Origin of the sequence: Romboutsia sp. 1001285H_161024_C4 (assembly GCF_015550185.1) — a bacterium.
In the GTDB taxonomy this organism is placed as follows: Bacteria; Bacillota; Clostridia; order Peptostreptococcales; family Peptostreptococcaceae; genus Romboutsia_C; species Romboutsia_C hominis.
The window spans coordinates 176,270-199,644 of record NZ_JADNAJ010000001.1; the positions used below are offsets into that span (position 1 = coordinate 176,270).

A 23,375-nucleotide genomic window follows, 5' to 3' on the forward strand; every position below is an offset into this window, starting at 1 on the left:
TAAAGGTGGATTATATGGATAGGAAACAGGATGCTTCCCAGGATTTGTTGGGCGAAGTCAAGAGTTTAATTGAAAATAATAAAATACTAGAATTAAGAGAATTATTAGAAGAATATCATACAATTGATATCTTTGATATTATGGAACATTTAGAGGAAGATATGAAAATAAAATTATTTGAAGTACTTCCCCTTGATGTAGCAGCATCTATATTAGAAGAAAGTGATGCTCAGTTTTTCAGTAGTACTTTATCTAAGATAGATATTGATCATAGAAAAAATATCTTAGAATTAATGTCTTTGGATGATATGGCAGATATTTTAAGTCAGCTTGAAGAAGGCGAGATAGAAAATATAATGGAACTTCTAAGTAAAGAAGATGCAGATGATATAAAAGAACTTTTAATATATGAAGAAGAGTCTACAGGTGGTATAATGACCACTGGATACATAGAAGTAAATAAAGACATGACTGCTAAAGAAGCAATTGAACATATGAGAAGTCATGCTGAGGAAGCAGAAACAATATATTATATATATGTAGTTGATAATGCTGAAAAGCTAGTGGGAGTACTATCTCTAAGAGAGTTAATAACAGCTAGAGATTCTAGCATTATAGAAGATCTAATGAGTGAAAACATAATATCTGTATATGTAGATGAAGATAGAGAAGAGGCTGTAAGATTAGTATCTAAGTATAATCTAATAGCAATACCAGTAATAGATAGACAAAAAAGACTTAAAGGAATAATAACAGTAGATGATATAATAGATGTTATGGAAGAAGAAGCAAGTGAAGATATGTATAAATTTGCAGGTACTTCGGAACAAGAAAGAGACTTTGTAGAAAAAGTTAATCCAACATCAAAAGAACAAATAATATCATCAGTTAGAGCGAGAATTCCATGGCTTATAATAACTTTACTTGGTGGATTATTATCTATGGTAATATTTTCTAATTTAGATTTTATAATGAACCCAACTTATGCATCTTTAGTATTTTTTATACCTGTTGTTATAGGTATGGGAGGAAACATTGGAACACAGTCATCAGCACTTGCTGTTATGGTTCTTTCGAATAAAGATTTAGAATTTAAAAATGTTATAAGAGAAGGTATGGTAGGTCTTATAACAGGAATAATATGTAGTATATTAATAGGAATAGTAATATTTATATTTATGAGGGACATAGATATAGTGTTAGTAGTATCCTTATCTCTATTTATAAACATGATAGTTGGAGCTATGATAGGTGCATTTATGCCATTTTTATTTAAAAAAATGGATGTTGATCCATCAATAATATCAGCACCAATAATAGCAACACTTCTTGATATAGTAGGAATTGCTATATATTTAATGATAACAACTTTGCTTTTGGCAAAAATTGTTTAATAAGTTAATGTATGATTTACCCTCTTCTTACTTAAAATATAAATATAACTGTAAGAAGGGGGTTTTTTAAAAATGAACAATTTATGTTGGGAAATTTTTAAAAAGACAGGCAATATAGAAGCCTATTTATATTTAAAAGATTATAAAACACTAAATGAAGAAGTAGAAACTATGAGGGAGATAGAAACAGACTATGATAGTATTGAACACCCAGGGGATAGTACTTAAGGCAGTAAGATATGAAGAAAACGATGTTATATTAACTCTATTTACAAGAAAGCTTGGAAAAGTATCAGCATTAGCAAAAGGAGCTAAAAAAAACAAGAGCGCTCTACTTTCATCTTCGCAGCTTTTTGCTTATTGTAATTATACATTAAGAAAACAAGGAAGTATGTATAGGGTAAGTCAAAGTGATATTATAAAAAGTTTTTATGATATATCCTACGATATAGATGCATTTTCTTATGCTACCTATATAACTAAGTTAGTAGAAAACTCAACCTTAGAAAATCAAACTAACAATAGGTTATTTATACTACTTGCACAAACTTTATATCTATATACTCAAGTTGATGTAGACAAGAAATTTGTAACACATGTATTTGAATTAAAATTTTTAGATTATATAGGTCTTAGACCAATAATAAACAGGTGCTCAATATGTGGTACTAGAGACTTAAAATCACCAGCATTTAATGTATACGAAGGTGGAGCATTATGTAGTAGTTGTAGTGAAAATGTACAAGACAACATAAGTATAGATGTAACAACGTTAAAATTAATGGAATATATATTATCAAACGATATATTAAGATGTTCCAAAGCTAAAGTATCTAAATATATCATATATGAACTAGAAAAAATACTAAAACAATACTTAGCGGTACATGTAGATAATATAAATCAAAAATCTTTATACATGTTAAGAGAAATGAAAAAATCTTCAAAAGAAGATTTGAATGAGTAAGTTTAGAATAATTATAAGGGAGTGGATAATGGTGAATGAAAATATTACAATAGAAAAACTAGATGCTGTTATACAAAGAGTACCAGGTGCTACGTATGAACAAGCTAAAAGTGCATTAACAAAAACTAATGGAGATGTTATAGAAGCGATAATATCTCTAGAAGGACAGATAGGCTTTAGTGGTAAAAGTAAAAAGGTTAAAAAGAATGTAGAACAAGTATTTTCAAAAGATAGTGAAGATATGAAAGAACTTAAAAATAAAGTAAAAGATTTACTTCAAAAAAGTAGCGTCATAAGAGTTATAGTAGAAAAAAATGGTAAAAATATAATGAATATACCTCTTACAGTAGGAGTAGTAGGTTTAGCACTTGGTCCATTGGTAACATTAGTTGGACTTTCAGCTGCAGTTATAGGAAAATATAACATAATGATTCAAAATGAACAAGATGGTTCAATAGTTGATTTAGGGGAATTAAATGAAGAAAAGTTAAGTATGTTAAAGCAAATGCTAAGTAATACTGCTAAAGGGATAAAAGATACTGTAGTGGAAAGCAAAAAAGACGACAAAGACATAACAGATGAGCTTATAAATGAATATGACAATTCAAATTTAGATAACAACAAATAGAGATAAAATTATGATTTTTCAATAAGATTGACAAAAATTCAAGTATTTGTTATTCTAAAAGTTGAAATATACTAAAGGCCTTTCGTTAATTCGAAAGGCTTTGTTAAGCATATAGGAATTTATATTTTAAAACTTATAATAAGACTTAAACTAAAAATTATAGTTTTAACAATATACATAAAATTAAAAATTTATAGGAGGTATTCATATGAATTTCCAAAATATGATACTTACATTGCAAAACTATTGGGCAAAGCAAGGATGTATCATGATGCAGCCTTATGATGTTGAAAAAGGTGCAGGTACAATGAACCCTAATACTCTTTTAAGATCATTAGGACCAGAGCCTTGGAAGGTTTGCTATGTAGAGCCATCAAGAAGACCTGCGGATGGTAGATATGGGGAAAATCCAAATAGACTTTATCAACATCATCAATTCCAGGTTATATTAAAACCATCACCAGATAACATACAAGAATTATATTTAAATAGTTTAAAAGAAATAGGTATAGATCCAAATGAACATGATATAAGATTTGTTGAAGATAACTGGGAATCAACTACAGTTGGAGCTTGGGGACTTGGATGGGAAGTTTGGTTAGACGGTATGGAAATAACTCAGTTTACTTACTTCCAACAAGTTGGAGGTATAGAGTGTGAACTTGAAACTGGAGAAATAACATATGGACTAGAAAGACTTGCTATGTATATACAAGAAGTAGATAGTGTTTATGACTTAATGTGGAATGATGAGTTAACTTACGGAGATGTATTTAGACAAGCTGAATATGAGAACTCTGTATATGCATTTGAAGAATGTGATGCAGATATGTTATTTAATTTATTTGATACATATGAAAAAGAAGCTACTAGACTTATAGAAAGAGGACTTGTAATACCAGCATACGATTATGTGTTAAAATGTTCTCATACATTTAACACTTTAGATGCTAGAGGAGCTGTTGGAGTAAGTCAAAGAGCATCATTTATAGGAAGAGTTAGAACAATGGCTAGAAATGTTTCTTCAGCTTACGTTAAGCAAAGAGAAGAAATGGGATACCCGCTTATAAAGGAGGGAAAATAATATGAATAACTATCTTTTATTTGAAGTTGGAGTTGAAGAATTACCATCAAGATTTGTAAGTTCTACATTAGACCAAATCAAAGGTAACTTAACAAAATTATTTAACGAAAATAGAATAAAATTTGATGATATAAAAGCTTATGGAACACCTAGAAGATTAGCGTTTATAGTTGAAGGTATAAGTGATAAGCAAACTGATTTAGAAGAAGAAGTAAAAGGTCCATCTAAAAAAATAGCAATAGATGCTGATGGAAATTTCACAAAGCCAGCACTTGGATTTATGAAAAGTAAAGGTTTAAAAGAAGAAGACGTAATATTTAAAACTGTTGGAAAAGATGAATATATATTTGGAACAATAAGACAAGCTGGTTGTGAGACTAGTGAAGTATTAAAAACTATATTACCACAAGCAGTTAAGATGGTAGTATTCCCTAAGGCTATGCGTTGGGGTGGAAAAAACATGAGATTTGCTAGACCTATAAGATGGATGGTTACATTACTAAATGATAAGGTACTAGAAATAGACTTAGAAGGTATAATATCTTCAAATGTAACTAAAGGACATAGATTCTTAGGACAAAGTGAATTTGAAGTTAACTCTTTAGAAGATTATCTAACTAAATTAGAAGAAAACTTCGTAATATTAGATCAAGATAAGAGAAAAGCTATAATAAAGGAACAATGCATAAATGTTGCTAACACTTTAGGTGGAGAAATTGAATTTGACGAAGATTTACTAGAAGAAGTAACTCATTTAGTTGAATATCCAACAGCTTTTTATGGAGAGTTTGACAAAGAATACGCTAAACTTCCTAAAGAAGTTGTAACAACTCCAATGCAGCAACATCAAAGATATTTCCCAGTATTAAAGGATGGGAAATTATTACCAAACTTTATAGCTGTAAGAAACGGTAATGACTATAAAATAGAGAATGTTAAAAAAGGTAACGAAAAAGTTTTAGAAGCAAGACTTGCAGATGCATTATTCTTCTACAAAGAAGACACTAAAAAAGACTTAGAAAGTTACATAGAAAAATTAAAGAGTGTTGTATTCCAAGCTAAACTTGGTACAGTTTATGACAAATCTTTAAGAATAGAAAAATTAAGCGTTAAGATACTTGATTTATTAGGATTAAGTCAAGATGAAGCTGATACTAAAAGAGCAGCTAAATTATGTAAAGCTGACTTAGTAACAGGAATGGTATTTGAATTTACTGAACTTCAAGGGATAATGGGAAGAGAGTATGCAAAAGTTGGTGGAGAAAATGAAGCTGTTAGTGAAGCAATATTTGAACATTATTTACCAAGATTTGCAGGAGATATACTTCCACAAACTAATGCTGGTATAGCTTTATCTATAGCTGATAAATTAGATTCTATAGCAGGATTTTTTGCAATAGGAATACATCCAACAGGATCTCAAGATCCATATGCACTTAGACGTCAAGCATTAGGTGTTATAAATATACTAATGGATAGAAAGTTAGATATAAGTCTAAAATCATTAGTTGATATATCTTTAGAAAATTATACAAACTTAGAATTTGACAAGCAAACTGTAGCTAATGAAATGATGGAATTCTTCAATGAAAGAATCAAGAACTTATTTAGAGAACTAGGAATAAGATATGATGTTATAGATGCAGTATTAAGTGCAAACATAGACAATGTAAGTGATATGTATATAAGAGCAGAAGAACTTAATAATTGGCTACAAAAAGATGAGTTAGTTGAAATGCTAACAGCATTTAATAGAGTTTCTACATTAGCTCAAAAAGCTACTTCTAGCGAAGTGAAGGAAGAGTTATTAGTAGAAGATGCTGAAAAGGCTTTATACAATGAATTTAAAAATGTTAAAGAAAGCGTAAAATCTTTATTAAGTGAAAAGAGATATAGTGAGTCATTAGATGCATTTGCATCACTAAGACCATCAATAGATAATATGTTTGATTCTGTTATGGTAATGGATAAGGATGAAGCTATAAAGAACAATAGACTAGGACTTTTAAAACAAATATATGATACAATGTTAAGTATATGTGATTTATCAAAAATAGTTTATAAATAATATATCGGGGGCTAAGAGGACACTTTTAGTCCCTATATTATTTTAAATAACATTTTCCTAAAAAGATTCAAAATAATTTATTTGGAAAAAATACAAATAATAAATATTAAAATAATTAAAAAAATATCAATAATATATATTAAAACTATTTAATATATACAATGTTATATTATAATAGATTTAGTATAAACAATTTAGCTACATTATTTAGTATATAAACCATTAATATATACAAAAGAATAAATAGTATATAATAAATATAATAAAAAGTATGCGAATTGTATAACAAAAAGATTTACAATTACATATATATGGGTATATAATATACTATATAAAGAAAAAGTAATATAAAGTATAGCACATAAGGAAGAGGGTGACTATTATTCAACTTAATGATAGACAATTAAAGATAATTGATATAGTAAAAGAGAATGAGCCTATAACAAGTGAAGCCATTGCTGCTCATTTAAACGTAACTCGTGCTACACTAAGATCTGACTTAGCCATATTAACTATGACAGGAATATTAGATGCAAGACCTAAAGTTGGATATTTTTACTCTGGAGTTAGCGAATTAAATTTAATAGGCAATAACATAAAAGACAAAAAAGTAAGAGACATCATGAGTTTACCTGTATTAGTAAAAAAAGATATGAGTATATATGAAGTTATAGTCAATATGTTCTTATCAGATGTAGGAAGTATATTCATAATAGATAATGACGACATACTATGTGGAGTGGTTTCTAGAAAAGATCTACTTAAAGCTACTATAGGTGCTAGTGATATAAATCATATGCCAATAGGCATGATAATGACTAGGATGCCCAACATAGTTACTATAAATCAAGATGAGGATATAGTATTGGCAGCTAAAAAGATAATAGAACACGAAGTTGATTCTATTCCTGTTGTTGAACGTGATGAAAATAACAAAAACAACTTAAGGGTAGTAGGAAGGATATCTAAGACTAATATAACAAAATTTTTCCTAGAATTAGCTGACAATTAAGGAGGAATAAATGAAAAATTTAATTATATATGTTATATCAGACTCAGTAGGTGAGACTGCGCAACAAGTAACAAAAGCTGCTATTTCTCAATTTAAAATTAGTGAAGAGTGTGAAATAAGAAGATTCCCATATGTTATGGATGAAAACTTTTTATTAGAAATTTTAGAAGGTGGAAAAAGTGAAGATGCTATAATAGTATATACATTAGTAGACGAAAATCTTTTAAATGTTACTAAAAAATTCTGTGAAAAAGAAAATTTAAGTAATATAGACCTAATGACACCAATTTTAAAAGAAATAGCAAATAAAACTCAAATGAAACCTAAAAGAGAGCCTGGTATAATCAGAAAGTTAGATGAAAGCTATTTCAAAAGAGTAGAAGCTATAGAGTTTGCAGTAAAGTATGATGATGGTAAAGACCCAAGAGGTATACTTAAATCAGATATAGTTTTAGTAGGGATATCTAGAACTTCTAAAACACCACTTAGTATGTATCTAGCAAACAAAAACATAAAAGTAGCAAATGTACCTTTAGTTCCAGAAATACCTATACCTAAAGAGGTATTTGAAATAGATAATAAAAAAATAATAGGACTTACTAATACTCCAGAGAAGTTAAATCAAATAAGAGCAGAAAGACTTAAAGCATTAGGACTATCAAGTAATGCAAACTATGCTAACTTAGATAGAATACTACAAGAATTAGACTACTCAGAACAAGTCATGAAAAAAATAGGATGTCCAGTAATAGATGTTTCAAGTAAAGCAATAGAAGAAACAGCTGGAATAATTCTTGATATTATCAAAGAAAATGGATTAAACATATACAAAGATAGTGATAGATAGTTAAATTTAAAGAGAAAAACCTTAAAAACATCTTAGTTAATTTAATACAAGTTATTTATAGTAAATAAAACCTTATATTAAACTAACTAAGATGCATAAAGGCTAATTATATTAAACTAACCAAAATACAAAATGATGGGGGTTAAATAATGGAAGCTAAATATGTTTATAGTTTTGAAGAAGGTAACAAAGACATGAGATATGTTTTAGGTGGTAAAGGTGCTAACTTAGCAGAAATGACAAATATAGGTCTACCAGTACCACAAGGTTTTACAATAAGCACAGATGCTTGTAATGATTATTACAAAAATAATGAGACTATAAGTGATAATATAATAAATGAAATAGAAGAAAAGCTTAAAGAATTACAAGAAAAGCAAGGAAAAACATTAGGAGGCGAAATTAATCCTCTATTATTATCAGTTCGTTCTGGTGCAGTATTTTCAATGCCAGGAATGATGGATACAATACTTAATCTAGGTTTAAATGATACAAGTGTAGTAGCTTTAGCAAATTCTACTCAAAATGAAAGATTTGCATATGATAGTTACAGAAGATTTATACAAATGTTTTCTGATGTAGCTATGGGAATACCAAAATATAAATTTGAAAATGCCCTAGATAAAATAAAAGAAGCTAAAGGATACACTTTAGACACAGAACTTAATGTAGAAGATTTAAAAGAATTAGTAAAAAAATATAAAGAAATATATACAAAAGAAATAAAAAGTCAATTCCCACAAGATCCAAAAGAACAACTAATGTTAGCTATAAAAGCAGTATTCAAATCATGGAATAATCCACGTGCAATAGTATATCGTAAATTAAATGATATCCCAAGTGATTTAGGAACAGCAGTAAATATACAATCAATGGTATTTGGAAACATGGGAGAAACTAGTGGAACTGGAGTAGCATTTACTAGAAATCCTTCAACTGGTGAAAATAAAATATTTGGAGAATTTTTAATGAATGCACAAGGTGAAGACGTTGTTGCAGGTATAAGAACACCAAAGGACATATCTTCACTAAAAGAAGTGATGCCAAAGGCTTATGATGAATTTATGAAAATTACTTCTATACTTGAAAATCACTACAAGGATATGCAAGATATAGAATTTACTATAGAAAATGAAAAATTATATATATTACAAACTAGAAGTGGAAAAAGAACAGCTGGTGCATCTATAAATATAGCTGTAGACCTAGTAGGAGAAGGTATAATAAATGAAAAAGAAGCTATAATGAGAATTGAGCCTAAGCAATTAGATCAATTACTTCATCCTAGATTTGAAAGTAAATCTTTAAATGAAGCAATAGTTATAGCAAAAGGACTTCCAGCATCACCTGGTGCTGCTTGTGGAAAAGTATACTTTAATGCAGAAGATGTAGTAGATGCTAAAAATAGGGGAGAAGAATCAATACTTGTAAGACTTGAAACTTCACCTGAAGATATAGAAGGTATGGTATGTGCAGAAGGTATACTTACAGCAAGAGGTGGAATGACATCTCATGCAGCAGTTGTAGCTCGTGGAATGGGTAAATGTTGTGTAGCAGGATGTTCAGACATAAAGGTTGATGAGTATAACAAGGAAATAAGAACTGAAGATGTAGTTATAAAAGAAGGAGAATATATATCTTTAGATGGTTCTAGTGGATGTGTATATATAGGTAAGGTAGAAAAAACTGAAGTATCTTTAACTGGAAATTTCGAAAAATTAATGAATTGGGCAAATAAATATAAATCTTTAATGGTAAGAACTAATGCAGATAATCCAAGAGATGCTAAGGCTGCCATAAAGTTTGGAGCCGAAGGTATAGGATTATGTAGAACTGAGCATATGTTCTTTGACGAAGATAGAATACCAGCAGTAAGAGAGATGATACTTTCTAAAACATTAGAACAAAGACTAGTAGCACTTGAAAGATTACTTCCAATGCAACAAAAAGACTTCGTAGATATATTTAGAGTAATGGATGGTAAATCTGTAAACATAAGATTATTAGATCCACCACTACATGAATTCTTACCACATGATGATGAAACTATAAAAAGCCTTTCAGAGTCAATGAAAGTTTCAGTTAGTGAAATAAAAAGAAGAATAGTAGATCTAGATGAATTTAACCCAATGCTTGGGCATAGAGGTTGTAGACTTGCTATAACTTTCCCTGAGATATATATAATGCAAGCTAAAGCAATAATTAATGGTGCAATAGAAGCTACTAAAGAAGGTATAAAAGTAATGCCTGAAATAATGATACCTTTAGTTGGAGAAGCTAAAGAATTAAAAGTTATAAAAGAAGATATAAAAGAAACGATAGATAATATATTAGAAAAAGAAAATATGAAAATAGATTATACAATAGGTACAATGATAGAAGTACCAAGAGCTTGTTTAACAGCAGATGAAATAGCTAAAGAAGCTGACTTTTTCAGCTTTGGTACTAATGATTTAACGCAAATGACATTTGGATATTCAAGAGATGACGCAGGTAAATTCTTAGGCGAATATGTAAATAGAGAGTTACTAGAAAAAGATCCATTTGAAGTGTTAGATCAAAGAGGAGTAGGAAAGCTTATAGAGCTAGGAGCTAAACTAGGTAAAAGCGTTAAGCCAAATATAAAGCTTGGAATATGTGGAGAACATGGTGGAGAACCTTCATCAATAGAGTTTTGTTACAAAGCTGGATTAGACTATGTATCTTGTTCACCATATAGAGTACCAATAGCTAGACTTTCAGCAGCACAAGCAGTAATAAAAAATGAAAAATAAATAAATTTAATAAAATATCTATAAAAATACAGGTTTGTGATTATATCACAAACCTGTATTTTTATACACACTAATGCCTTATTATAATTATTAACAATATAGATGCAAACTATATAAATTTATTAGAAAACAAAATACAAATTTTATGCATAGTTTTTTAATTAGCGCAAGTAAAGAGCTTTGCGAAGATACTAAAAATGATATGATTTAATCATACTAACTAAAATATGATTTTAACATATATCACAGTAAAATAAATTTATCATACAATATACTAATGTACTTATAAGATGTATAAATAAGTAAGGAGGAGATTGTATGATTAAGTGTCCAAGATGCTCAAAGGAAGTATCATCAAGACCAGGAAGTATATGCCCTAGATGTGGGCTAAAAGTATCAGAAGTAAACGAAAAAATAAGATGCCCAGAAACAAGTTGCAGAGCATTAGTATCTAAAAAGTTTGAATATTGCCCAAAATGTGGCTGTAAGTTAAAAAATTATACTTTAACAGAATTTATAAAAATGGCAAGATGTAAAATAGATGATAAACTAAATGAAAAAGAATAAAGGTTGCATTTAGAGCAACCTTTATTTGGAAAGAATTGAAGTTTACATAAATTGGTTTCTTTAAGATAGGACTTAATACATGAAAAGAAAACATTTATTAATATATAAGTATGTAAATTATTATATATTAGTTACACTTAAGTAATTATTTTTCTATTTCAATATCCCATCCAAAGTAACCATTAGCCTTTTTGGAATATTTAAGTATAGCATCAAATTTAGTACCATTTTTACTTGTTAGTGATTTAACTTTGGCTTGACCATTTTTTAATATACCTTTAACCATTGTTTTGTTAGGTTTTTTCTTATAAAATTCTAGAAATTTATCATTTTTCCATATACCAAATTTACATTCTTTGTAGTTGTTGCATATATATCCTTTAGGAATCTCAACAACATCGCCACCACATATAGGGCATTTCCCAAGAGATTCATTTGAAGGAGAATCATTATTAGCACCACTTTTATTAGAAGATTTAGTATTAGATATATTTTTAGTAAATTTTTTAGTTTTAGGATTATAAACATAATTTTCTGTACTTATGCTTTTAGGGCTATCATGTTTTATTAGCTCAACATTTTTATATATAAAGTTAAATATATTGGTTAAATACTCTTTTCTAGTGAAAGTTCCTTTTTGAATATCACTTAGACTTTTTTCTAATTTGCCAGTATAATCAACATCAAATAGCTCTTTTACTGGGAATATTTCAACTAAATTTTTACCTAAATCAGTTACAGAATAAGACTTACCTTTTTTATTAACATATCCTACTTGTGATATCTTTTTTAATACATCAGCACGAGTAGCAGATGTACCTATTGAATAACCCGATAAAACTGTAGTATCATCATCAGGTACATTTTTACCGCAATTTTTCATAGCTTTAAGTAAGGTATCTTCTGTATAAGGCTTAGGTGGTGTAGTTTGTTTAGTTATCGGTTTAATATCTATGACATCAACTATTTCATCCTTATTTACCATAGGGAGTAAATCATCTTTTTCTTCCTTATTGTATACTTCTAAGTATCCTTTAGTTTTAAGTACTTTACCCTTAGTTAAGAATATATTTTTATCTACATCAGTTTTAATTTCAGTATTTTCATATTCTGCAGGAGGCATAAAGTTTGCTATGAATCTATCTTTGATGGCGTTATATACTATAAGTTCATCAGGTGTTAGATTAGTAGGTATTATATAAGTAGGTATTATTGCACTATGGCTATCTACCTTAGAAGAATCGAAAACCCTTTTAGTTTTAGTAAATTTGATTTTGTCACTATAAGGAACTGTTGCCTTTAATTTATCTAAAGCTTGAGACACTTTAGTTGCTAAACTTTCTTCTAAATAAATAGAATCGGTTCTAGGGTAAGTAATATAACCACCCTTACCTTTACCCTCATAAAGAGACTGACACACGCTTAAAACTTTATCTGAAGTGAAATTAGCATGTTTAGAAGTTATATATCCTTGTAGTGAAGTTAAACTGAAAAGTTTAGGTGCATATTCTTTAGACATTGTAACTTTTTTATCAAGTATTTTACCTTGATTAGAAGTTATGCTATTAATAATTTTATTAACATCTTCTATAGTATCAAATTTACTTTCTTTTCCTTTTATATACTTACCTTTATATTTTCCATTTTGGCATTTGAAATTTCCTTCTATTTCATAGTAGGTTTTTGGTACGAAATTTTTAATTTCCATATCTCTATCATAAACTAATTTGACTGTAGGTAGTATTACACGACCTATATTTAGTAGTTTACCGTTACCATACTTTAATGTGGCAACTGATGTAAAATTTATACCTATTAGCCAGTCAGTTATAAGTCTAGTGTAACCTGCTGATTGTAAATTTCTCATTTCATTATCATCTTTTAAATTATTAAGACCCCTAGTTATATCTTCTGGTGTCCATTCGTTTACTAAAATTCTTTTTACAGGTTTTTTGTTCTTAGATAATAAAAATATTAAAAAAGAAATTAATTCTCCTTCTCTATCATTATCTGTTGCATTTATAACATATTCAATATCATCTCTATGTAACAGTTTTTTTACTGTATTAAATTGCTTTTTCTTAGAACTATCTACTTTGAACTTAAACTTTTCTGGTGGAATAAATGGAAAATTAGCCATTTTCCAAGAACCAGAGTATTTATCTTTATCATAGTCTTTGACATCATATAGACTCACCAAATGCCCAACAGCATAAGTAACTATATATCCATTACCTTCAAAATAACCATCAAGACGAGTTTTAGCTCCTAAAAAAGATGCGATAGTTTTAGCCACAGATGGCTTTTCTGCTAGTATAAGTTTCATGTAAAACTCCTTTCAAGGTGCTTAAATACTACATTTGTAACTTAAATATATTATCATAAAAAAATAAAAGACTGCAAGGCAGTCTTTTATAAATAATAGTTAAAATTATTATTATGATTAGTAAGTCCCTTTATATATGAGTTAAAATAATAGTTGCTATCTTCATTATCTATTATCTCAACAAAAGAGATGTGGTTGTAGTCACTTACCTCTAAATCACATAGTTTATTTAAGGTAACACAAGATATAGTTAAAGATGAATCTGGACTTATATAAATACCTTGTGTATCATATAGTGCTGTAAATATTTCATAGCATTTTGATTTATCAGTAATTAATAAATAATCAATAAGACCTTTAAGTTCTGGATACTTATAATAAATATTACTTAAAGTATTATCTTGATTTAAATTATTTAATTCTTCACTATATCCACAGAGCATTATATATAAGTTATTTTCATATAGTGATTTTAGATTAATTATTAAATCTTTTAAAAAGATATTTAAGTTAAATGGTAAATATAGATAAAGTTTATTATTTATGTCTATATTTATGTTATAATCTTCTAATAGATTAATCAAAATACTAGTTGTAGTTGGAGTATAATTTAAAAATTTAATATCATTATACATAATATAGAGATTACCGTTTATACTCTTATTGTAAATAACCTCAAGTTTTTTTTTCATCCAAGGGGCATGTAATAAATTCATATTTGTTCCTCCTAGAATTAGTATTTTAAATTTAATGTATTTTAATACAATATTAAAATAACCCTTAATTAAATTATAAAAGGAGACATTAAAATGTATACATTAAAAATAAAGAAATTACATGATGATGCAATAATACCAAATTTCGCCCACAAGGGAGATGCTGGTATGGATTTATATTCTATAGAAGAAGTGGTTATTCCTGCTTCAGAATCTAGACTTATAAAAACAGGAATAAGTATAGCACTTCCTAAAAATACAGAAGCTCAAGTTAGACCAAGAAGTGGATTAGCACTTAAACATTCTGTAACAGTACTAAATACGCCAGGAACTATAGATGAAGGGTATAGAGGCGAAATAGGTGTAATACTTATAAACCATGGTAAAGAAGATTTCACAGTAAATAAAAACATGAAGATAGCTCAAATGGTAGTTAAACCTATATATGATATAAATATATTAGAAGTTAATGATTTAGATGACACTGAAAGAGGAAATGGTGGATTTGGATCAACTGGATATTAGACTATATTTATTTAAAGGAACCTTATTTTAAGGTTCTTTTTTTATGCCAATTTGTTATAAGCTAAAAATGATATATAAGATTTAAATGTTAAGAAAATTTTATAAGAAGAAAAATATATATAAATTGTAAATATATAACAGTTATCGAAAAATATAGACAAAAACTTACAAATTTGAAATAATATTAGCATGGGCAAAACGTTAAAATATAAAGTAAAAAAGTATTATAAAATGAAATTTAAAGCTAGGGTATAAATACCAATTAAGGAGAGGAGTTGAGTATACTATAGCTTCTAAGCTGTAGTAATAAAATATGAATAAACAAAGTATAAAAATGGGATTGGTAGCAACATCAATATTACTTCCAATGTCAGTTAGTGTATCAAATGCTGATACTATACAAAAAGCAGACATAGAATATAAAACGATAACTGGAAATTCGGTAAACTTTAGAAAAGGACCAAGTACTAGCTATAGTTCAATTGGTAAGTTTTATAAAGGAGACAAAGTAGAGTACATAGGAAAAAGTGGAGAATGGGTAAATGTTAAGTATAATGGAAAAGTAGGATACGTACATGGAAATTACGTTTCAAACTCTTCTGAAGGAAATACATCAGATAATACTATAAAATACAATAAGATAGTAAATGCAAGTTCCTTAAATGTTAGAAAAGGTCCGGGGACTAGTTACTCAAAGATAGATTCAATACCTAATGGAACAAAAGTAGGAGTAATATCTGAGTCAAATGGGTGGGCAAAGGTAAGTTATAATGGACAAATAGGATATGTATCAAGTCAATATTTAAAGAGTAGTGAAGATTCAACTTCACCAAGTGAAGAAAAAGTAAAATATAATAGAAAAGTAAATGCAAGTTCACTAAACATTAGAAAAGGACCAAGTACAAGTCACTCAAAAATAGGTTCAATACCGTATGGTGCTGAGGTAGGGGTAATATCAGAATCAAATGGATGGGCAAAGATAAAATATAATGGACAAATAGGATATGTATCAAGCAAGTACTTAACAGCAGATATGCCTAATGGTGGTGGAACAACATCTCAAAGCGCCGATAAGGTAATAAATTTAGCTCAAACATTATTAGGAAAGCCATATGTATGGGGAGCAGAAGGACCTAGTAGTTTTGATTGTTCAGGATTTACTCAATATGTATTTAAAAAGTCTGCTGGAATAAATATACCAAGAGTATCAAAAGATCAATCAAAATTTGGACAATATGTAAATAAAAATAACCTTCAAAAAGGAGATTTAATATTTTTTGATACAAGTGGTTCAAATGATGGAAATGTAAGTCATGTTGGAATATATATGGGTAATAATAAAATGATACATGCATCATCGAGTAAAGGAAAAGTAGTTATATCCGAATTAAGTAATTATTATAATAATGCATATGTAAATGCAAGAAGAGTCTTATAAATAACTTAAAAATTTTCTCACTATATAAAAAATAGATGTATTATTAATAAAACATCTATTTTTTTTATGCAATGATTTTATATTAGGCATAAAATAATTGATTGTTTATGAATATATACAGATGAATAAATTTGAAAATAAAAAAATCTAATATATTAAGTAAAAAGATTTTTGATGAATAAATAATCTAATATATTGAAAATAATATATAGTGTAAATTAAATTTATAGATTAACAAGGAGTGTTTCTATGGGTGTAGTAACAGATTTTTATAAATTCAAATACAGAAAAGATCACTATTATTTAGATGTATTTATAAATAAAGGAGCAATACCAAATATTGAATCAGCCTTAAATGAAATTCTAAGTGATAAATATATACCTAAAGACTCTCAATGTGCATATATGAAATTAAAAGAATTATTTCAAGAGGCAAGAAAAAGTACAAGCCATGTTTATGCTGAAATAAAAATACACAAATGTTATTTGAGATATATAAATAATTTATATCTATATTTTTTTGATAGAAAAGAGTATAGAGCTTTAAAGGAGTTAAGTGATTATTTTCATTTATATATAGTAGAGGATATAGAAAATATAGCAAATTTTATAACACTAAGCGAAGACGTAAAGATAAGGATACTTTCAAATATATAAAATAATTAAATTCAAAAAAGGAAATATTTATAAATATCTTGCATATAATACATTAAATATGAAACATTTAAAATTAATCCTTCATATTTAATGTATTATAAAAAGAAGGAGGGATGTTAATTTGGATAATAGATTAGAATTAGTAATGTTTGGATATGAAAAAGAAATAGAATATGATTATACACCAGATAGTGGAAGTGAATAAAGTAAAAAGGATTTTTCAAGTTTAGATTAAGTAAAGAATAAAATAAAAATTATCTTGCTAAATCAACTAATGTAATTTATATAAATAAAAAATGGAGGTAAAAAATGGAGAGAAATATAGATTTGATGATATTTGAATATGAAAAGGAAATGGCATATGATTATATACCTGAACATGAAAATGAATAATAATTAAAGCATAAGTAATATTATATATCAAAAGGAGAAATAAAGTGAATATAGATAATGAATCCGATTAAAAAGGAGCTATCTCAAAGAAAATAGAGTTTAGCTCCTTTTTATTATAAGTTAAATTATAAAGTTTTAAATTAAAAAATATTATACATAAAAAATGTCTAAAGCAAATCAAAAGGTTGCCTTAGACATTAAAAACAAATTTATAGATTAAAATGTATGTTTACTTTCTTCAAAATCATAAACGTCCATCAAAGCTTCCCCAAATCTTTGATAATGAGTAATTTCTCTTTGACCTAAAAATCTTAAAACTTCTATTATATCAGCGTCATCAGTTAGATTTATAAGTTGATAATAGGTAGCTAGTGCTTTTTGTTCAGCGGCCATATCCTCATGTAAGTCAGTAACGGCATTTCCCATAACAGCAATAGGACAAACACTAAATGGATTTCCAGTTGAATCTGTTGGATATATACCAAATCCATTTTGAGCATAATTAGATCCAAGTCCTGCTTCTTCTAACTCAGTAGGAGTAGCATCATATGTTAGTTGATAAACCATAGTAGCTACCATTTCAACATGTGCTAATTCCTCTGTTCCGATATCAGTTAAAAGTGCTTTAGTTTTCCCTGTAGGCATAGTATATCTTTGACTAAGATATCTTAGGGCAGCTGCTAACTCTCCATTAGGTCCACCAAATTGAGTTATAAGATATTTAGCCATAGTTATATCCTTAGTTTTAAGATTAACAGGATGTTGTAATGTTTTTTGATATATCCACATAAATTAAATCCTCCTTAATTATTAGTCGTTAAATTCTCTTTCCCAAGGCCATGGGCTTTCTACCCATCTAAAAGGATACTTGCTAGGTGAAAATCCAAAGTTAGTTAAAGGTCCATACTTATTTTCATATAAGCATCTTGCTTCTAAAAATTGATTACATAGAGAATTAAAAGTAGCAATTGCATTTTTATCACAAGGATTATTATCTAGATATAAATTCATATCTAAACATGCAAAACAAAGCTCTTGAATTTTTCGCATTAATTCATTTCTAGAGTCACTCATAATTATTCTCTACCTCCTTTTTCTCTTAGTGGAGTTGAATATAAATTCTTGTTATAAATTGGAGAATCTATTAGATATAGCTCAGGGAATAGAGTACCACGTTGAAAGGCTTTAGGTAAGCTATACGTTTTAGTGTAGACTTGACGCTTAATATAAGGTCTAGCTAAGGAATATCTAGGTTCCATACAGTTTTTTCTATTATCATCTTGCATAAATTAAACCTCCTGTCTTAAAGTGAGAATGAACTTAATAATAATATATTGTAGTTGTAAAAAAGTGTTACTAATAAATATATAAACTATATTTAGAGCAAAAATACACATTAAAATAAATGAGTAGATTACTTGAATTATTAGCTTAATATATGATAAAATAATTTGCATGTTTTATTAAAAATAGTCTAAATTTGAAATTTAATGAAAATGAATTATAGATATAACCAAAATATAAATAAGAGGTGATAGTATGAGCAACTTAGCGGGAAAAGGCTGTGAGATAATAGTACCTTTTGATGAAAGACAACCATTAAAAGATATAGAAAGAAGTATAATAAAGAGATATAGAAAACATTTATGGTCAAAATTTATAAAAGCTATAAGAGATTATAATCTAGTAGAAGAAGGCGATAAAATAGCTGTTGCAATATCTGGAGGAAAAGATAGTCTACTTATGGCTAAGATGTTTCAAGAGTTAAAAAGACATGGACAAGTAAACTTTGAATTAGAGTTTATAGCTATGGATCCAGGATATCATGAAGACATAAGAAAACTACTTGTAGATAACTGTGAATACTTAGATATACCAATACACTTATTTGACTCAAGAATATTTGAAATAGCAGATGAAATAGCTAAAGATTATCCATGTTATATGTGTGCAAGAATGAGAAGAGGAGCACTATACTCTAAAGCTGAAGAACTAGGGTGTAATAAGTTAGCACTTGGACATCATTATGATGACGTTATAGAAACAACAATGCTTAACCTACTATGTTCGGCTAATTTTAAAACAATGTTACCTAAACTACATTCAACAAACTTTGATGGTATACAAATAATAAGACCACTTTATTATATAAGAGAAGAGCATATAGTAAGATTTATACAAAATAGTGGTATATGGCCACTAAATTGTGCATGTATGGTAGCGGCTAAAAAGACTGGTAATAAGAGATATGAAATAAAAGATTTAATCAAAAGCCTTGGAGAAAACTTTAAGGATGTAGAAAAATCAATATTTAAAGCAGCGGAAAATGTAAATATAGATTCTGTACTTGGATGGCAAAAAGATGGAGTAAAGCATTCATTTATGGAAAATTTTGAAGACTAACTAGAAATTCTTTAAAGTTTACATTATTTATTTTTAGTATAATTAGATATAATATATTTATAGATTTAGGAAGAATTTTTATTCTTCCTTTTATTTTTGATTTTATGAAATATATTTGAATAAGCAAGAAAAGCGAAAATTTTATAAATGTATAGTGAAAAAATATCATAAAATGATAAAATATAAGTAAAGATATTTAGAAGGTGGGAGTTTGGATTGAAAAGAGTTTATATAGACTTTGAAATGAATATGCCAAGTGTAAGAAATAAAAGAGATATGCTAAATGCAGATATAATTGCAATTGGGGCTATACAATATGATACGGATACAGGTAATATAGAAGAATTTAAGTCATTAATAAAGCCTGTAACTAACCAAGAAATATATCCACATATAGAAGAATTAACTCATATAAAGCAAGATGATATTAAAGATGCTCCAACATATGAAGAAGTTATGAGAAAATTTAAAAAATGGTTAGGTACATTTTCTCAAATAGAGGGTATATATACCTTTGGAAATCTAGATTTAACTTGCTTTAATAATACAGATAAAAAGAGCGCTCAAAAAAACAATCACCCAAGATTTATAAATAATATAAAAGGTTTATTCGTAGATATAAAGGACAAATATTTAGAATGCGGGATAAAATGTATGAATTATGTTTCGTTAAAAAATTTACTAGAATGTGCAAACGTAGAATTTAAAGGAGACGCACATGATCCTTTATATGATGCATATAATTTATATGTATTAGATGAAGTTTTAGAAAAAAATGAAGGTATAAGGGACATACTAATAATAAAAGATTTTATAAGACCACCATTTATAATATTAAATGAAAACTTAGAAAAAGTTTTTGATGAATACACAAATATATACTATAAAAATCCAAAAGAGGCTAGCAAATTTGATATATCCATAGAAGTTATAAAAACTGTATATTTGTATTTGGAATCTATAAATAACATAGAAATATACAATATAGATATAATAAGAGATATAAGTAGAAAAATGGACACAATAGATAAGTTAAAAGATATTAGAACTGGGCATTTTTATATACTTGAGAATGTATATTTTGATATGAAAGATTTAATAGATGATTTAATGCTTTATAAGCTAAAGCAAGAGGAATACGTAGAAGAAATAAATAGTATAATAAACTTATTTTCTGATGATTTAAAGTATGAAGAAATAGAATTTGACTATATACTGGAAAAAAGCTGTTGATAAAATTAAATATCAACAGCTTTTTAATATGAATAAATATGTACAAGAATAAATATAAATTATAAGAAACCAAAAAAGGAAATAGGAGGAGTTTTTGTGGAAGAAATAAGTAATTATTTTTCTATAATATTTAAGGTATTTATATCTTTATCATCAATATTTATATTATTTTATGGTGTAAGTATTATATTAAAAGCAAAATATAACAAGCCTAAAAATAAAGGACATACAAGAGGATATACAAGAAATAGCTTAATGATAGACGACAGAAGCAATGTAGATACAAAGAAAGTAAAAGAAAATATAAGACAAATAGAAAACTCTAGTATATCAAGTAAAGAGAAAACTATGCAATATGATAATGGGGATGTATACAAAGGGGAGATTAAAGATGGAAAAAGAGAGGGTTTTGGTATATGTATATACATGAATAAAGATAGATATGAAGGGCTTTGGAAAGATGATAAAATGCATGGAATAGGTAAATATACTTATCATGATAAAGGGTCGTATAGTGGTGATTTTAAAGAAAATAAGATAGAAGGAATAGGAACTTATACTTATAAAAACAAAGACATATATAAAGGATATTTTAAAGACGGAAAAAGACATGGAAAGGGAATTTTATATTGTAAAGATGGAAGCAAATATAATGGAATGTGGAAAGATAACCTTAAACATGGGCAAGGAAGGCTTATTGATGTAAATATGCAGATTTATGAAGGGGATTTTGTAGAAGGCAAAAAAAATGGACAAGGCAGATATGAATTTGTAGATGGAAGCAAATATAATGGTGAATTTAAAGACAATATATATCATGGTCATGGATGCTACATAGATAAATATGGGAATATATATGAAGGTCAGTATAAATATGGATTAAAAAAAGGCAAGGGTATGATGAAATATAGAAATGGTGAAATATATGAAGGTGAATTTAAGGATGATATTATAAATGGAAGAGGAAGATATACATATAAAGATAAAAGTACTTATGAAGGAGAGTTTAAAGAAGGTAAAAAACATGGAGTAGGAACATACACTTGTGAGTTATATAAATATGTAGGCGAATTTAAAGAAGATAAAAAAGGTAAGGTAGGAACCTACTACTTAAGTAATAATATTATTTTAGAAGTAATTATAGAAGAAAATATTATAACACAAGGTGTATATATATGTAATGAAAATAAAAGATACCTACATAATATAGATGTAAGTGAAATAAATGAAAAATATTTATTAAATAATATAGAAAACTACCTCGAAAATGATAAAGAACAGAATCACATTATCACTTCAAAAATATATAATTAATTATAAGAATAAATTTTGGGGTGGTATCTATGAAAAATAAATCTGAAGATTTAAACATTAAGTTGTTGCCATTTAAAATAGAATCAAACTCAAGAGGAAGAAATACAGTTAACCAATATGGAGTGGATATGATAAAAGCTAGAGATATGTGGAAAGAATCTAATAAAGGAAGTGGAGTACGTATAGCAGTAATAGATTCAGGATGTGATATATATCATGAAAGCTTAAAAAATAATATAGTAGAAGTTAGAAATTTTACAAATGAAGATAATAAAAATCCAAATATTGTAACTGATAGAGTAGGACATGGTACTCATGTTATAGGCACTATTGTGGCAAATAATCCAAATAATAATATAGTAGGTATAGCACCTAGTGCACAGATATATGTATTAAAAGCTATAGAAGGTAATGGACTAGGAAAATTAAGTTGGGTAGTTAATGCCATAAATTATGCTGTGGAAAAAAAGGTAGATATAATATCTATGTCACTTGGAATGGGTGGAAGTTCAGATAAATTAGAAAGGGCAGTAAAGGAAGCTGTCAAAAAAGGAATATTAGTAGTATGTGCAGCTGGAAATAGTGGTGATGGAAATGCTGATAGTTTTGAATATTCATATCCAGCTGTTTATGAAGAAGTAATATCAGTAGGTGCAGTTGATAAAAAAGGAAATCCTGCTAGTTTTAGTAATGCAAATTTAGTTATAGATGTAATTGCGCCGGGGGTAGAAATACTTTCAACCTATCCAAATAACAAATATGAAGTACTAAGTGGAACAAGTATGGCAACACCGCATGTGACAGGAAGCTTAGCTTTACTTAAAAACTGGTCAAGGGAAGAATTTCAAAGAGATTTAAGTGAAACTGAATTATATGCTCAACTTATAAAGCATACAAAATCTATTAACTATCCAAGAACTATTCAAGGTAATGGGCTTGTATATCTAGCGCAAGTTAAAACTAAAAATAAGAAAAAGAATTAAAAAACTTCGCATATCTATAAAAAAATTAGATATGCGAAGTTTTTTG

Annotated in this window: 22 protein-coding genes; 17 read left to right on the plus strand and 5 right to left on the minus strand. The window is 27.8% G+C overall.

Annotation, left to right across the window (positions count from 1 at the left end; genetic code table 11):
- Nucleotides 1-14: 14 nt before the first annotated feature.
- The 10 genes from mgtE (at nt 15) to I1959_RS00970 (ending at nt 11,341) form a co-directional block, all read left to right on the plus strand.
- Complete coding sequence (gene mgtE, locus I1959_RS00925) at nt 15-1,394, plus strand: magnesium transporter (protein WP_166504957.1); 1,380 nt, start codon at nt 15-17, stop codon at nt 1,392-1,394.
- A gap of 72 nt (nt 1,395-1,466) precedes the next feature.
- On the plus strand, nt 1,467-1,622 hold the full coding sequence (locus I1959_RS00930) for a YqzL family protein (protein WP_092927025.1): 156 nt from the start codon (nt 1,467-1,469) through the stop codon (nt 1,620-1,622).
- Nucleotides 1,588-2,361 (plus strand): DNA repair protein RecO, encoded by a 774-nt coding sequence (gene recO / locus I1959_RS00935; protein WP_092927023.1) that lies wholly within the window; start codon nt 1,588-1,590, stop codon nt 2,359-2,361. Before I1959_RS00930 ends, recO begins: the two co-directional genes overlap by 35 nt.
- A complete protein-coding gene (locus I1959_RS00940; RefSeq protein WP_242871345.1) occupies nt 2,354-2,989 on the plus strand; it encodes a DUF4342 domain-containing protein in 636 nt (211 codons plus the stop codon). Before recO ends, I1959_RS00940 begins: the two co-directional genes overlap by 8 nt.
- Nucleotides 2,990-3,197: 208 nt before the next feature.
- Nucleotides 3,198-4,073: a glycine--tRNA ligase subunit alpha gene (gene glyQ / locus I1959_RS00945; RefSeq protein WP_092927021.1), complete on the plus strand. Its 876-nt coding sequence runs from the start codon at nt 3,198-3,200 to the stop codon at nt 4,071-4,073.
- A gap of 1 nt (nt 4,074) precedes the next feature.
- Nucleotides 4,075-6,141 (plus strand): glycine--tRNA ligase subunit beta, encoded by a 2,067-nt coding sequence (glyS, locus tag I1959_RS00950; protein WP_195236851.1) that lies wholly within the window; start codon nt 4,075-4,077, stop codon nt 6,139-6,141.
- A 373-nt stretch (nt 6,142-6,514) separates the two neighbouring features.
- On the plus strand, nt 6,515-7,153 hold the full coding sequence (locus tag I1959_RS00955; RefSeq protein ID WP_092927017.1) for a helix-turn-helix transcriptional regulator: 639 nt from the start codon (nt 6,515-6,517) through the stop codon (nt 7,151-7,153).
- A 10-nt stretch (nt 7,154-7,163) separates the two neighbouring features.
- Nucleotides 7,164-8,000, plus strand: a complete 837-nt coding sequence (locus I1959_RS00960) for a pyruvate, water dikinase regulatory protein (RefSeq protein ID WP_092927015.1) — start codon at nt 7,164-7,166, stop codon at nt 7,998-8,000.
- Between the two features lie 149 nt (nt 8,001-8,149).
- Complete coding sequence (ppdK, locus tag I1959_RS00965) at nt 8,150-10,774, plus strand: pyruvate, phosphate dikinase (RefSeq protein ID WP_195236852.1); 2,625 nt, start codon at nt 8,150-8,152, stop codon at nt 10,772-10,774.
- Between the two features lie 318 nt (nt 10,775-11,092).
- The gene (locus I1959_RS00970) at nt 11,093-11,341 is read left to right on the plus strand and encodes a zinc ribbon domain-containing protein (protein ID WP_092927011.1); all 249 of its coding nucleotides are present in this window, start codon (nt 11,093-11,095) and stop codon (nt 11,339-11,341) included.
- A 145-nt stretch (nt 11,342-11,486) separates the two neighbouring features.
- Here the strand turns inward: I1959_RS00970 and I1959_RS00975 are convergent, their stop codons facing one another.
- Nucleotides 11,487-13,667, minus strand: a complete 2,181-nt coding sequence (locus tag I1959_RS00975; protein ID WP_195236853.1) for a DNA topoisomerase — start codon at nt 13,665-13,667, stop codon at nt 11,487-11,489.
- 86 nt (nt 13,668-13,753) lie between these two features.
- Complete coding sequence (locus I1959_RS00980; protein WP_195236854.1) at nt 13,754-14,383, minus strand: hypothetical protein; 630 nt, start codon at nt 14,381-14,383, stop codon at nt 13,754-13,756.
- Nucleotides 14,384-14,476: 93 nt separating this feature from the next.
- Here I1959_RS00980 and dut point away from each other — a divergent pair, with 93 nt between their 5' ends.
- The 3 genes from dut to I1959_RS00995 all read left to right on the plus strand — a co-directional run bounded on the left by dut (nt 14,477) and on the right by I1959_RS00995 (nt 17,003).
- On the plus strand, nt 14,477-14,908 hold the full coding sequence (gene dut / locus I1959_RS00985) for a dUTP diphosphatase (RefSeq protein WP_166504962.1): 432 nt from the start codon (nt 14,477-14,479) through the stop codon (nt 14,906-14,908).
- A gap of 313 nt (nt 14,909-15,221) precedes the next feature.
- Entirely contained in the window at nt 15,222-16,346 is a 1,125-nt protein-coding gene (locus tag I1959_RS00990) for a C40 family peptidase (protein WP_195236855.1), read from the plus strand.
- A gap of 249 nt (nt 16,347-16,595) precedes the next feature.
- Nucleotides 16,596-17,003: a hypothetical protein gene (locus I1959_RS00995; protein WP_195236856.1), complete on the plus strand. Its 408-nt coding sequence runs from the start codon at nt 16,596-16,598 to the stop codon at nt 17,001-17,003.
- Between the two features lie 609 nt (nt 17,004-17,612).
- Here I1959_RS00995 and I1959_RS01000 read toward each other — a convergent pair.
- The 3 genes from I1959_RS01000 to I1959_RS01010 are packed head-to-tail and all read right to left on the minus strand — an operon-like array spanning nt 17,613 to nt 18,682.
- Complete coding sequence (locus I1959_RS01000; protein ID WP_092926999.1) at nt 17,613-18,185, minus strand: manganese catalase family protein; 573 nt, start codon at nt 18,183-18,185, stop codon at nt 17,613-17,615.
- A gap of 21 nt (nt 18,186-18,206) precedes the next feature.
- The gene (locus I1959_RS01005; RefSeq protein WP_166504964.1) at nt 18,207-18,470 is read right to left on the minus strand and encodes a spore coat protein CotJB; all 264 of its coding nucleotides are present in this window, start codon (nt 18,468-18,470) and stop codon (nt 18,207-18,209) included.
- A gap of 2 nt (nt 18,471-18,472) precedes the next feature.
- Complete coding sequence (locus tag I1959_RS01010; RefSeq protein WP_092926995.1) at nt 18,473-18,682, minus strand: spore coat associated protein CotJA; 210 nt, start codon at nt 18,680-18,682, stop codon at nt 18,473-18,475.
- Between the two features lie 253 nt (nt 18,683-18,935).
- Between I1959_RS01010 and I1959_RS01015 the strand changes: the two genes are divergently transcribed.
- From I1959_RS01015 to I1959_RS01030, 4 genes are all read left to right on the plus strand, one after another.
- The gene (locus I1959_RS01015) at nt 18,936-19,799 is read left to right on the plus strand and encodes a tRNA 2-thiocytidine biosynthesis TtcA family protein (protein ID WP_092926993.1); all 864 of its coding nucleotides are present in this window, start codon (nt 18,936-18,938) and stop codon (nt 19,797-19,799) included.
- A 216-nt stretch (nt 19,800-20,015) separates the two neighbouring features.
- A complete protein-coding gene (locus tag I1959_RS01020; RefSeq protein ID WP_195236857.1) occupies nt 20,016-21,032 on the plus strand; it encodes a 3'-5' exonuclease in 1,017 nt (338 codons plus the stop codon).
- A 96-nt stretch (nt 21,033-21,128) separates the two neighbouring features.
- Nucleotides 21,129-22,346 carry an MORN repeat-containing protein gene (locus I1959_RS01025; protein ID WP_092926989.1) on the plus strand — a complete coding sequence of 406 codons (1,218 nt, stop codon included), beginning with the start codon at nt 21,129-21,131 and terminating at the stop codon, nt 22,344-22,346.
- A gap of 29 nt (nt 22,347-22,375) precedes the next feature.
- Nucleotides 22,376-23,329, plus strand: coding sequence for a S8 family peptidase (locus tag I1959_RS01030; protein ID WP_195236858.1), 954 nt, complete (start codon nt 22,376-22,378; stop codon nt 23,327-23,329).
- The last annotated feature ends 46 nt before the right edge of the window (nt 23,330-23,375 follow it).